The sequence below is a fragment of the Flavobacterium marginilacus genome (assembly GCF_026870155.1).
GTDB lineage: Bacteria > Bacteroidota > Bacteroidia > Flavobacteriales > Flavobacteriaceae > Flavobacterium > Flavobacterium marginilacus.
On sequence record NZ_CP113975.1, the window covers coordinates 4,506,839 to 4,519,019 of the forward strand.

Annotated in this window: 12 protein-coding genes; 11 read left to right on the forward strand and 1 reads right to left on the reverse strand. The window is 36.0% G+C overall.

The window, feature by feature from the left end; genetic code table 11:
• Positions 1 to 39: 39 nt before the first annotated feature.
• The gene (locus OZP07_RS18685; protein ID WP_281636303.1) at positions 40 to 1,245 is read left to right on the forward strand and encodes a pyridoxal phosphate-dependent aminotransferase; all 1,206 of its coding nucleotides are present in this window, start codon (positions 40 to 42) and stop codon (positions 1,243 to 1,245) included.
• Between the two features lie 601 nt (positions 1,246 to 1,846).
• Positions 1,847 to 3,007, forward strand: a complete 1,161-nt coding sequence (gene purT, locus OZP07_RS18690; RefSeq protein ID WP_281636304.1) for a formate-dependent phosphoribosylglycinamide formyltransferase — start codon at positions 1,847 to 1,849, stop codon at positions 3,005 to 3,007.
• Here purT and OZP07_RS18695 read toward each other — a convergent pair whose 3' ends face one another.
• Positions 3,008 to 3,871: a helix-turn-helix domain-containing protein gene (locus OZP07_RS18695; protein WP_281636305.1), complete on the reverse strand. Its 864-nt coding sequence runs from the start codon at positions 3,869 to 3,871 to the stop codon at positions 3,008 to 3,010.
• Between the two features lie 90 nt (positions 3,872 to 3,961).
• Here OZP07_RS18695 and OZP07_RS18700 point away from each other — a divergent pair, with 90 nt between their 5' ends.
• From OZP07_RS18700 to OZP07_RS18740, 9 genes are all read left to right on the forward strand, one after another.
• The gene (locus tag OZP07_RS18700; RefSeq protein WP_281636306.1) at positions 3,962 to 4,324 is read left to right on the forward strand and encodes a DUF983 domain-containing protein; all 363 of its coding nucleotides are present in this window, start codon (positions 3,962 to 3,964) and stop codon (positions 4,322 to 4,324) included.
• Between the two features lie 229 nt (positions 4,325 to 4,553).
• Entirely contained in the window at positions 4,554 to 5,237 is a 684-nt protein-coding gene (locus tag OZP07_RS18705) for a response regulator transcription factor (protein WP_281636307.1), read from the forward strand.
• Positions 5,230 to 6,621: a sensor histidine kinase gene (locus OZP07_RS18710; protein WP_281636308.1), complete on the forward strand. Its 1,392-nt coding sequence runs from the start codon at positions 5,230 to 5,232 to the stop codon at positions 6,619 to 6,621. The genes OZP07_RS18705 and OZP07_RS18710 overlap by 8 nt, the downstream gene beginning before the upstream one ends.
• 75 nt (positions 6,622 to 6,696) lie before the next feature.
• Positions 6,697 to 7,419, forward strand: a complete 723-nt coding sequence (locus OZP07_RS18715; protein ID WP_194641612.1) for an adenine nucleotide alpha hydrolase family protein — start codon at positions 6,697 to 6,699, stop codon at positions 7,417 to 7,419.
• Positions 7,420 to 7,429: 10 nt separating this feature from the next.
• On the forward strand, positions 7,430 to 8,386 hold the full coding sequence (locus tag OZP07_RS18720; RefSeq protein ID WP_281636309.1) for a bestrophin family protein: 957 nt from the start codon (positions 7,430 to 7,432) through the stop codon (positions 8,384 to 8,386).
• Between the two features lie 294 nt (positions 8,387 to 8,680).
• Positions 8,681 to 9,256: a Crp/Fnr family transcriptional regulator gene (locus tag OZP07_RS18725; RefSeq protein WP_281636310.1), complete on the forward strand. Its 576-nt coding sequence runs from the start codon at positions 8,681 to 8,683 to the stop codon at positions 9,254 to 9,256.
• A gap of 180 nt (positions 9,257 to 9,436) precedes the next feature.
• Positions 9,437 to 10,987 (forward strand): vWA domain-containing protein, encoded by a 1,551-nt coding sequence (locus OZP07_RS18730; RefSeq protein WP_349293645.1) that lies wholly within the window; start codon positions 9,437 to 9,439, stop codon positions 10,985 to 10,987.
• Between the two features lie 92 nt (positions 10,988 to 11,079).
• Positions 11,080 to 11,796 (forward strand): pirin family protein, encoded by a 717-nt coding sequence (locus tag OZP07_RS18735; protein WP_281636311.1) that lies wholly within the window; start codon positions 11,080 to 11,082, stop codon positions 11,794 to 11,796.
• Between the two features lie 86 nt (positions 11,797 to 11,882).
• Positions 11,883 to 12,167, forward strand: a complete 285-nt coding sequence (locus OZP07_RS18740; RefSeq protein WP_194641607.1) for a GNAT family N-acetyltransferase — start codon at positions 11,883 to 11,885, stop codon at positions 12,165 to 12,167.
• Positions 12,168 to 12,181: the final 14 nt, after the last annotated feature.

Genomic DNA, 12,181 nt, shown 5'->3' on the forward strand with positions numbered 1-12,181 from the left:
ATTATCTAATAGAGAATAAACCAAAAAATTTACAATTTAATGAGCAATCCACTTTCAGACAGAATTAACAATTTAGCTACATCGCAGACATTAGCGATGGCTGCATTGGCAAGAGAATTAAAAGCGCAAGGAAAAGACATCATCAGTTTAAGTTTGGGTGAACCAGATTTTAACACCCCAGATTTCATCAAAGAAGCTGCAAAAAAAGCAATCGATGAGAACTACAGCACCTATTCTCCAGTTGATGGATACCAGGATTTAAAAGAAGCTATCTGCAGAAAATTCAAAAGAGACAACGGATTGGATTACAAACCATCACAAATCGTAGTTTCAACAGGAGCTAAACAATCTTTATATAACATTGCTCAGGTAATGCTTAACGACGGTGACGAAGTTATCTTACCGGCACCTTACTGGGTTTCTTATTTTGAAATCGTAAAATTATCTGGCGGAGTTCCTGTAGAAGTTCCAACTTCTGTAGACACTGATTTCAAAATCACTCCAGAACAATTGGAAGCAGCTATCACACCAAAAACAAAAATGATGTGGTTCTCTTCTCCATGTAATCCTTCTGGATCTGTTTACAGCAGAGAAGAATTGACAGCATTGGCTAAAGTATTGAAAAAACACCCAAATATCTATGTAGTTGCTGACGAAATCTATGAGCACATCAATTTCTCAGGAACTTTCTGCAGTATTGGTTCAATCCCTGGAATGTTAGAAAAAACAATTACCGTAAACGGAGTAGCAAAAGCATTTGCTATGACTGGATACAGAATTGGTTACATTGGAGCACCGGAATTCATCGCAAAAGCGTGTACTAAAATTCAAGGACAGGTAACTTCAGGAGCAAATTCTGTGGCACAGCGTGCTACAATTACTGCTGTAGATGCTGATCCAAGCGTATTGAACCACATGGTTCAGGCATTTCACAGCCGCAGAGATTTAGTGGTTGGATTATTGAAAGAAATCCCAGGAATCAAAATTAACGTTCCTGAAGGAGCTTTCTACGTATTCCCAGACGTTTCTTCTTTCTTCGGAAAAACATTAAAAGGAACTGAAATCAAAGATGCAAACGACGTTTCGATGTATCTTTTAGCAGAAGCCTGCGTTGCTACAGTAACAGGAGATGCTTTTGGAAATCCAAACTGTATCCGTTTCTCTTATGCAACCAGCGATGATTTATTAAAAGAAGCATTACGCAGAATTAAAGAAGCATTGTCTTTCTCTGAAGTAACAGCATAAATAAAAATAGTTTAAAGTTTTAAAAGTTTCAGATTTCAAGTTTTACCACTTGAAATCTGAAACTTTTTTTATTTAAATACACCACTAAATTAAGATTTTCTTGCTAAGTTTTTATTTAAATACAGCTCTCACAAAGGCACTAAGACGCAAAGGAATCCGATTTTAACTTTGCGTCTCAGCGTCTTTGCGAGAGTGAAATAAGCTTAACTTAATGACATTGGCTTCTATCCCAATGTCATTAAGTTAAGAGAAATCCGGAGGATTTCAATGTTTATAGAAATCAAAAATGTGCGTTACAGCAACCCCAGCGGGGTTGTACGACACAAAGAAACATTCGACCCCGCTGGGGTCATTGTCAAAATCGAACATTCTTTCTATAAACATTCGACCTCTCTGAGGTATAAAAAATCTTAACTTAATGACATTGGCTTCTTTCCCTCAGACAGGAAAACTGACAAACCATAACTGCTCATTTTTTTCAGAATAACGAACAAATACCAGAAAATATTCCAAAAGATTCGCACACAAAACCGTATTTTTGTTACAATAATTTACAACTGGATAAGGCAATAATCCTCATAAACCTACTAAACTACTTTCAATGAAAATACTCCTCCTCGGCTCAGGCGAATTAGGAAAAGAATTCACAATCGCAGCACAGCGCATCGGGCAGACCGTAATTGCTGTTGACAGCTACGAAAACGCACCCGCTATGCAGGTTTCACATAGTTACGAAGTCATAAACATGCTTGATGGCGAAGCTTTGGATCGGATTGTTGCCAAGCACCAGCCTGATTTCATTGTTCCAGAAATAGAAGCTATCAGGACTGAGCGTTTCTATGACTACGAAAAACAAGGAATCACCGTAGTTCCTTCTGCGAAAGCGGCCAACTTTACGATGAACAGAAAAGCAATCCGTGATTTAGCAGCTAAAGAACTGGGTTTGCGAACCGCTAATTACCGCTATGCCACAACTGCCGAGGAATTGCACAAAGGCGTTGAAGCCGTGGGAATGCCCTGCGTAGTAAAACCATTAATGTCATCCTCTGGAAAAGGACAATCGACGATAAAAACTGCAGCCGATATCGACAAAGCCTGGCAATATGCTGTAGAAGGCTCCCGTGGCGATGTGGTAGAAGTGATTGTCGAAGCCTTTGTCAAATTCAATTCGGAAATCACTTTATTGACAGTGGTACAGAACGGCAATCCTACCCTGTTTTGTGCGCCAATCGGTCACAGACAGGAGCGAGGCGATTATCAGGAAAGCTGGCAGCCTGCAAAAGTATCCGAAAAAGATTTATACGAAGCACAGGATATGGCCGAAAAAGTGACCGAAGCTCTGGGCGGTGCAGGACTTTTTGGCGTGGAATTTTTCCTTGCCGATGACGGTGTTTATTTCTCTGAATTATCACCAAGGCCTCACGACACCGGCATGGTAACTTTGGCAGGAACTCAAAACTTTAATGAATTTGAACTGCATCTGCGTGCTATTCTGAGTCTGCCAATTTTTGAAATTACATTAGAAAAAGCCGGTGCCAGTGCAGTAATTCTAGCTTCGGAAAATTCGGAAAATCCAACATTTACAGGAATAGAAAAAATCGCAGCTTTACCCAAAACAGATTTCCGGATCTTTGGGAAACCAACCTCAAGACCCTACCGCCGCATGGGAGTAGCTTTAGTCAATGACACTCTTGATACAAATATTGAAGAAATAGCAGCAAAAGCAAAAGAAGCTGCCCGATTAGTCAAAGTACAATCTTAGTTACTTTTTAGAAACCCGAAAAGCTGTCGGCGTCATACCGGAATGCTTTTTAAACAGCCTTACAAAATAAGAATAGTCATCGAAACCTAACTCAGAAGCAATTTCGCTGACTGTTCTTTTTTTATCCATCAGCATTCGTTTGGCTTCCAGAATAATTCTGTCGGTAATAACATGAGTAGTTGTCTTTTTCAAGATTTCATTGCAGATTCTGTTCAGATGCTTTAACGTGATGTGAAGCTGAGAAGCATAAAAAGAAGGTGCTTTTTCGGTCCAGAAATGTTTTTCCAGAAGCAGATAAAAATCCTTGATTCTTGAATTATACGAGTGGGTTTCCAAAACATACTGCTCATTGTATTTTCTTGTAATTTCGATGTGAATACTGTCTAATAGATTCAGAATTTTATCATGTTTCATAATTCTATTTCCCTGAGATTCTTCCAGCATCGCATAAAAATAAGGCACAATCCCATTCAATTCATTGGAATCAAAAATCATTTCGGGCGAATTTCCCAGTGCAGAATAGAATGGAAATACCTCTATTGTTTTTTGTCCAAAATACAGATTATACATTTCCTGCGAATAAAAAACAACAAAACCATCAATATCATCAGATAAACTCCAATGATGCATCTGCCCGGGCTGCAGGAAAAACATACTCCCAGGTCTAATACTGAAAACATCAAAATCGATATCATGTGTACCTGATCCATGGGTAAAAAGCACCAGCACATACGAATTATGTCTATGCGGTTCTTCGACAAAACTGTGATGAGCTAAATGATTTTTGAAGGTATTAATATAAAAATCACTGCTAACTGCATTCCAATTAAACCGTTCAATAGAATATACAGGATACTTTTTCATAATTACCAATGTCTTTTTTGTGCTATAATTAGCGAATATAGAAAATAGCTGTGACACGAATATGAAATACCTTTGAAAAAAAATTAAAAGATGTCACACGCACTGCTTCATATCCTGAATAACGACTGTCCTCATTGCCATGAAGGAAAAGTATTTAACGAAAAAAATATCTTTTTTAATATTGGATTCCCAAAAATGAATCAATATTGCCCGCACTGCCATTATAAATTCGAGAAAGAACCTGGCTATTTTTTTGGTGCGATGTATGTAAACTATGGACTGACTGTAGCGCAGGGAATTGCAACTTACTTGATTGCACATCAGTTTTTTGCCGAAACATTCGATTTACGGATCATTGGCATTATAACTGCAGTGATTTTAGTTATGGCTTCGTTTAACATCCGCCTTTCAAGATTATTGTGGATTTATATGTTTAAAAATTATTCCATTTAAGGGAAGGCTCAAAAAAATTAGCCACAAATTACACAAATGAACACAAATTATAAACTGCTTTTAATTTGTGTTCATTTGTGTAATTTGTGGCAGAACCCTTTTAACGTTTTGGAAAAACAGTGAATAAAGTATCTTTCCAAAAAACTTTCTAAAAAAAACCTTAAGAAATCCCAACTTACTGAAAATTACATTTACATTTTTTTATGTTTGCAAAAACAAACACTTGTAAATGAAATTATTGATTGTTGAGGACGAACCCAATCTGTTATCCGTTTTAAGAAAAGGATTTACCGAAAATAATTTTGAGGTAAGTGTCTGTCTTGACGGAGAAACTGCCTTGGAAATGATCCAGAACAACGATTTTGATGTTGTGATCCTGGATGTTATGCTCCCGAAAGTTAACGGAATCGAAATCTGCCGAAGATTACGGGCAATCAAAAACTTTGTTCCCATCCTTTTGTTGACTGCTTTGGGAACTTCTGAAAATATCGTGAACGGACTGGAAAACGGTGCCGATGATTATTTGGTAAAACCTTTTAAATTCACCGAACTCAATGCAAGGGTTATGGCATTGGCAAGAAGAGCCAATCTCGATACTCAAAAACCAGACATCATAAAACTCGAAGATTTAGAAATAAACGGCAAAACCAAAATGGTATACCGAAACGGCAATCCTATTCTCCTAACACACAAAGAATTCAGACTGCTTTATTATTTGGCCAAAAACAAAGGAACGATCGTTTCCCGAAATCAGATTCTTGACAATGTCTGGGACATCAGTTTTGATATGAATACCAATGTTGTGGATGTCTATATTAATTATCTGCGAAAAAAAATCGACAAACCTTATAACACCAAAATGATCCAGACCATCAAAGGTTTTGGTTATATATTACAAACTGAAAATGAATAATATAAAAAAGAAAATTACTTATTCGTACGTTATTCTTTCTACTATCAGCACCATTTTTCTTTGTATTCTGGTGTTCTTCTTATTTAGGAGTAACAATCAATATTACTTTTTGAAACGTTTGGAAGACCGTGCAAAAATTGTTGCTTCAATTCATTTCCAGAAAGATCCTGAAAAAATCAAGTACTACAAACAGCTTAAAAAAAATGGGCTGGAAGAATTAATTCAAGAAGAGGATTTTGTGCTTAAAGTAAACAGCCAAAACACTTTTGAATACAATACCAAATTAAACCTGCCCAACGAATTTTATACCAATGTTTTAAAAAACGGAAAAGAATCCTTTGAAATAGACAACAAATATTACTTAGGCCAGATTTTTACTGAAAATGGTCAAAGATACATTGTTATCATCGCAGCCGTAGACCGAAAAGGGCATCTGACAACGGTTTATATTTCGAGAATTATGATTATTGGAATTGCCGTATTCTTTATTATATCTTTATTTCTGGGAAGATTATTAGCCAAAAAAGTAATCATTCCAGTTTCGAATATTGCCAAGGAGGTAAAAAGAATCAGTGCTTCCAACTTATCCCGAAGACTGCAGAATGAGGGAAACACCGGCGAAATAGCCGATTTGACTTCGACTTTTAATGATATGCTGGATCGGCTGGAAACGTCTTTTGAAATTCAGACGAACTTCATCAATAATGCTTCCCACGAACTAAAAACACCAATCACGACCATCATTGCCGAAGCGGAAATTATGCTTCTGAAAGAAAGAGAAAAAGAGGAATACATCACTTCACTGGAAAACATTTACAGACAGTCGTCAAAATTAGGAAGCCTGACCGAAAGCCTTTTAAAACTTACCCAAACCGGTTACGACGGTACTAAGCAAGTCCAAAATGTGGTTCGTATGGACGATTTATTATTTGAAGTAAAAACAGATTTGGACACTTTCTTCCCAGATAATAAAGTGAGCATCAAACTGGATGTTTCTGCAAAAGACAGTAATTATCTATCGATTCCATGCAATAAAAATTTATTGGAATTGGCTATCAACAACATTGTCGCAAATGGTGTAAAATACTCGGACAACAAGGAAGTTTTTGTTAATCTTAGTGCAACCAAGGACATTATCAAAATTGTAATCAGCGATATCGGTATTGGAATTCCATCCGAAGATATTCCGCATCTTTACGAACCCTTTTTCAGAGGAAAAGAGGCCAGTAAATATATTGGTTACGGACTGGGACTGCCATTAGCCATGAAAATCATCCGAATGCACAATGGTGAATTACAGATCCAGTCCGAAAAAAACAAAGGGACAATTGTAACTATTTTGTTCAAAAAGACCAACATTAAAAATTCTAATGTGAATTCTTAGAATTTTCTAATGTTCTTTTAAACTGGCTCTAATATAGCAGGATTTACTTTGTAAGTACAAAAAACAAACGTACTTATGAAAAACTTTTTAATCCCTACACGACTAACTTCTGACACAATAGCAGCAGTTAAAACAGCCATTAATCATTCTAAAAATGAAAATGTAAAAATCATTCTTTTTTTAGTTACTGATGAAATTAATTCGTTCTCAGCAGCTCAATACCTGAGAGAACAAGACAGCCAGATAACCCACAAAGAATTAGCCGTATTAGACAATTGCCGTGACTTAATTGCGGATTTTCCAAATTGCAAATTAGAATTCCAGCGTCAGTCCGGAATCACTGCACCACTTTTAAAAAACTTTCTGCAGTTTCATTCTATTGATTTAGTGCTGCTGACCAAATCAGTAATTACAAGCAAAAAAACGGTACATACTAATTTGGTGCAGATTATTGAGAACCAAAAAATATCCATTTTAAGGTTAATCAACGATCAGACTACACAGCTGAACAAGGCAATTTATTTAGAAAACGTCTATTCCCGATTAAATATTGATGATATTCAGCAATACATGCAGGACCAGTTTCCGCTGCAAAAAATCAGTCAGGTCTTAAAAAAAGAACAGGAAACTTCAGAATATATCCATTTTCTGCTAAAAGAAGTTTTATCTAAAAACGATATTGATTTTGTAATTGAAACCCGCACCTCCGAACGGTCAACAATTAAAAACAAAAAACAAAGTCAATTAAATCAGCATTTTGACATCCCAATTTTATCACTGCACGAAGAAACCGTTTAATACAAGCATCATGTTACTAAAAAAGAAAATACCGCTAAGCTATATATTAGGGAAAATTAAATTTGAACTTGCAATAGTATTGGTATACACCTGCCTTTTTGATATTTTTCACAGACTTAATCCCGAACTGAATACCGAAATTCCGATAGCCATACCTTCAGTAATCGGAACGGTAATTTCACTATTACTTGCATTCAAATCCAACCAGGCCTATGATCGCTGGTGGGAAGCACGAATAGTATGGGGAGCGGTAACCAACGATTCACGATCATTTATAAGACAGCTTATTACCTATTACAAAGACCCAATTTTTTCGATTGAGGCTAATAATTTCATTGAAAAAATGGCAAAAAGACAAGCAGCGTGGTGTTATGCTTTAGGAAATGCCTTGAGAGGGGAAAATGCATACAAACCTATCAAAGGATTACTGACTCCTGAGGAATTTGACTATATCAAAAAACACAAACACGTACCCAATGCATTACTGATGCTGCACGGAAAAGACCTAAAAGATGCTCTCCGTGAAGAAAAAATAAATGCTTTTCAGCAAATTGAATTAGACAGAACGCTGACTAATTTCTGCGATCACATGGGTAAATGCGAACGTATAAAAACAACCATTTTCCCAACAACATATGGACTTTACATTCATATGACTATCTTTTTATTCATCATACTGCTTCCGTTTAGTTTGCCTACCATGCTGCGATGGCTAGAAATACCACTTGTAACTATAATAGCGGCGGCATTTTTCCTGGTAGAAAAAATGGCAATTCATCTGCAGGATCCATTCGAAAACAAACCAACTGATACTCCTGTTTCTGCAATTGCCAAAAACATTGAGAAAAATTTAATGCAGATGGTCAATGAATATAATGATGAATATTCCAATACATCAGAGCATTTCGAGTCAAACACGCACCGCATAGAAGCAAAAAAAAGTAAAGAAGACTATTATATTTTATAGGTTAAATAATTGGGTCTTCGCCCAAGACCTGTAAGAACAAAGTTTCTTGCAGGTTTTTTTGTACAACTCTACCAATAGATTTTTTTAAAAACCAGACAAACCCGCAAATTTATCATTCTATATTGCTTTTAGAATTAAAATATCTCGCAGAGAAATAAGTTCTAAACTTTGCGACTTTGCGGCTCTGCGAGACAGTTTTATAACTTAATACATAGTCCAAGAACCACAAGAGCAATGCTTCCCTAGCGTTTTTTTTGTTTACTATTTTACAGAAATAATTGTACTTTTGAGAGAATGAAGGCGATCCTCGAAAACATCAGCAAGCACGTTACTTTAACTCCTGAAGAACAGGAACTTTTTCTGTCCAAAACAGAAACACAGCAATACAAAGCCAAAACTATTCTGCTCAATGCAGGCGAAATCTGCAGACAATCCTATTTTGTTAATTCGGGTGTAATCCGAAGTTTTAATATCAATGACAATATTGTAGAACATGTCTTAAGTTTTGCGGCCAGCGGCTGGTGGATAAGTGATATGTACAGTCTGCTTTCGCAAAAACCTGGAAACCTTTTTATTCAGGTAATAGAAGATGCCGAAGTGGTAATATTATCCAAAGAGAACCAGGAAATCCTGTACAAAGAAATACCGCAGCTAGAGCGTTTTTTCAGGATTTTAACCGAAAATTCATTGGTAGCACACCAACAGCGGTTAATGGACAATTTAAGTTTAACCGCCGAAGAGCGTTTTGATAAATTCTGCAAAAAATACACCAATTTAATTTATAGTGTCCCTCAAAAACAAATTGCTTCTTATCTGGGAGTAACTCCTGAGTTTTTTAGTAAGATGAAAAGTAAAATGCTGCGGAAATAGCGCTAAAAACAATTACAACTTAAGTACTCATCTATTGAGCAAATACATACCTATTCCATTCAACCATAATTTAACAAGATTTAACAACTCAAATACAATATTATTAAAACAATTCTGTTTAAATTTTTGATGATTAATTCCTGTTTAAACCACCCTTTTTCAACTTCTAAAACATTCCTAATGAACAGAAAACATTTTATTTTAGTATCATTTTTACTGCTATTATTAACCAATTGTAAAAAAGCAGAAAGTACAGAAGAGATTGCTGTCGATGCAGTCGTTATGAGTGAAGCACCAGCCGAAGAATTTTTAGAAACACCTGCTGCCGAAACGAACGATGAAAGCTATGCAGAAGTAGAAGAAAACCCTTTTGAATCTCCAAAAACAGCTCCTCTTTCCACTTTTTCGATAGACGTCGATAATGCCTCTTACACCAACATTCGAAGATTTATAAATAATGGGCAAAAAGTTCCAGCAGATGCGGTCCGCGTAGAAGAAATGGTGAACTTTTTTAAATACAGCTATCCTCAGCCTAAAGACAGTAATCCTTTCTCCATCAATACGGAATACAGCACCTGTCCATGGAATGAAAATCATAAATTATTAAAAATAGGTTTACAAGGAAAAAATATCCCAATGACGAATTTACCAACATCTAATTTGGTATTTCTTATTGATGTTTCTGGATCAATGGATGAAGAAAATAAGCTGCCGCTGCTAAAAGAATCAATGCGGATTTTAGTCAAAGAATTAAGAGCCAAAGACAAGGTTTCTATTGTGGTTTATGCTGGTTCTGCCGGAGTTGTTTTGCCTCCAACATCGGGTGATGAAAAAAAAGTTATTATGGATGCATTTGACGAATTACATGCCGGCGGAAGCACTGCCGGCGGCGAAGGAATTGAATTAGCATATAAACTGGCAGAAGAAAACTTTATAAAAGAAGGAAATAATCGAGTGATAATTGCAACTGACGGGGATTTCAATGTTGGAAGTTCTACGGATAAAGACATGGAAGATTTAATTGTAGAAAAACGAAAATCAGGAGTTTTCTTAACCGTTTTAGGATTTGGAATGGGCAATTATAAAGATAGTAAAATGGAAATTTTGGCGGATAAAGGAAATGGAAATTACGCCTATATTGATAACATGCAAGAAGCCAGCCGTTTTCTAGGCAAAGAATTCAAAGGTTCTATGTTTGCTATTGCAAAAGATGTAAAAATTCAAATAGAATTCAATCCAAAGCATGTGCAGGCGTATCGACTGATTGGTTATGAAAATCGAAAACTGAAAGCTGAAGATTTTAAAAATGATGCAATTGATGCTGGTGAATTAGGGAGCGGGCATACGGTTACGGCCTTATACGAAATAATTCCAACAGGCGTTAAAAGTAATTTTATCCCTGATGAATTAAAATATACGAAAAATAAAACGGCAGCAGTAAACTATGATGATGAACTGGCAACCGTAAAATTTAGATATAAAAAACCCGATGGAGAAAAAAGCATAGAAATGATTCAAACCATTACTAATTCATCAATTGGATTAAGAAATGCCTCTTCGGATTTTAAATTCAGCACTGCTGTAGCTTGGTTTGGTCTAAAGTTAAAAGAATCAAAGCTAATTACAAACACCTCTATTGAAGAAATAAAAAACCTAGCTAAATCAGGCTTATCTAATGATGAAGACGGATATAAAGCCGAATTCATAAGACTTGCTGATAGTGCTAAATAATACCATTGGCATAACTTCTTAATCTACATTAAGTGCTTTTTGCTTACATCTGACGTAAATTTGTATAACAAAAATCACTAAACATTTATATCATGGCAACTACAGTTTTACACAAAGCAGATACAAGAGGACACGCAGATCACGGATGGTTAAACGCTTACCACAGCTTTAGTTTTGCAAGCTGGTACAATCCAGATAGAGTACAATTTGGAGCGTTACGCGTTTTAAACGATGACACTATCGATGGCGGAATGGGTTTTGGAACACATCCTCACGACAATATGGAAATTATTACTATACCGCTTGAAGGAGATTTAGCTCACAAAGACAGTATGGGAAATGCTGAAACTATCAAAACCGGCGATGTACAGGTAATGAGTGCAGGAACTGGAATTCAGCACAGTGAATTCAATCCAAATGCTGACCAAAGAACAAAACTTTTCCAAATCTGGTTATTCCCAAAAATAAGAAATGTGGAACCTCGTTACCAGCAGATCACTTTGGACACTGCTGAGCAAAAAAACAATTTTGCCCAAATATTATCTCCAAATCCTGATGATGCAGGAGTCTGGATTTATCAGGATGCCTGGTTTCATTTGGCTGATTTTGAAGCTGGATTTGAAAAACAATATGAATTAAAAAAAGAAGGAAACGGTCTTTATGCTTTTGTAATCTCCGGAAACATAACTATTGACGGTCAGGAATTGGAAACCCGTGATGGTTTAGGTATAACCGATTTCAAAACATTGAACATCAAAGCCAGCACTGACGCAAAATTTTTATTAATGGAAATTCCAATGAGATATTAATTAAGTTGCTAAGTCTCTAAGGTTCTAAGTCACTAAGAAAAGACTTAGAAACTCAGCAACTTTGTAACTTAGAAACTTAAAGAAAAATGAACGAAGAAGTACAATTAGAGATAAACGACAAAAACGGTTTTTTCCACATCGATATTAATGGCAAAGCCGAAGCCAAAATGACTTTTGTTTTTGCAGGTCCAGATAAAATCATTATTGACCATACCGAAGTAAACGAAGGCAATAACGGAAAAGGCTATGGCAAAAAAATGGTAGCCAAAGCAGTTGAATTTGCAAGAGAAAAAAACATCAAAATTATTCCGCTTTGTCCTTTTGCAAAAAAAGTATTTGATAAAACTCCCGAATTTAGAGACGTTTTATAACCCTCATCAAAAAA

Excerpts from the sequence above, each read along its gene's own strand:
- OZP07_RS18720 (WP_281636309.1), top strand. The coding sequence starts at position 7,430 with ATGTTACTAAAAAAGAAAATACCGCTAAGCTATATATTAGGGAAAATT.
- OZP07_RS18725 (WP_281636310.1), top strand. The coding sequence starts at position 8,681 with ATGAAGGCGATCCTCGAAAACATCAGCAAGCACGTTACTTTAACTCCT.
- OZP07_RS18710 (WP_281636308.1), top strand. The coding sequence starts at position 5,230 with ATGAATAATATAAAAAAGAAAATTACTTATTCGTACGTTATTCTTTCT.
- OZP07_RS18735 (WP_281636311.1), top strand. The coding sequence starts at position 11,080 with ATGGCAACTACAGTTTTACACAAAGCAGATACAAGAGGACACGCAGAT.
- OZP07_RS18740 (WP_194641607.1), top strand. The coding sequence starts at position 11,883 with ATGAACGAAGAAGTACAATTAGAGATAAACGACAAAAACGGTTTTTTC.
- OZP07_RS18730 (WP_349293645.1), top strand. The coding sequence starts at position 9,437 with ATGAACAGAAAACATTTTATTTTAGTATCATTTTTACTGCTATTATTA.
- OZP07_RS18700 (WP_281636306.1), top strand. The coding sequence starts at position 3,962 with ATGTCACACGCACTGCTTCATATCCTGAATAACGACTGTCCTCATTGC.
- OZP07_RS18715 (WP_194641612.1), top strand. The coding sequence starts at position 6,697 with ATGAAAAACTTTTTAATCCCTACACGACTAACTTCTGACACAATAGCA.
- OZP07_RS18685 (WP_281636303.1), top strand. The coding sequence starts at position 40 with ATGAGCAATCCACTTTCAGACAGAATTAACAATTTAGCTACATCGCAG.
- OZP07_RS18705 (WP_281636307.1), top strand. The coding sequence starts at position 4,554 with ATGAAATTATTGATTGTTGAGGACGAACCCAATCTGTTATCCGTTTTA.
- purT (WP_281636304.1), top strand. The coding sequence starts at position 1,847 with ATGAAAATACTCCTCCTCGGCTCAGGCGAATTAGGAAAAGAATTCACA.
- OZP07_RS18695 (WP_281636305.1), bottom strand. The coding sequence starts at position 3,871 with ATGAAAAAGTATCCTGTATATTCTATTGAACGGTTTAATTGGAATGCA.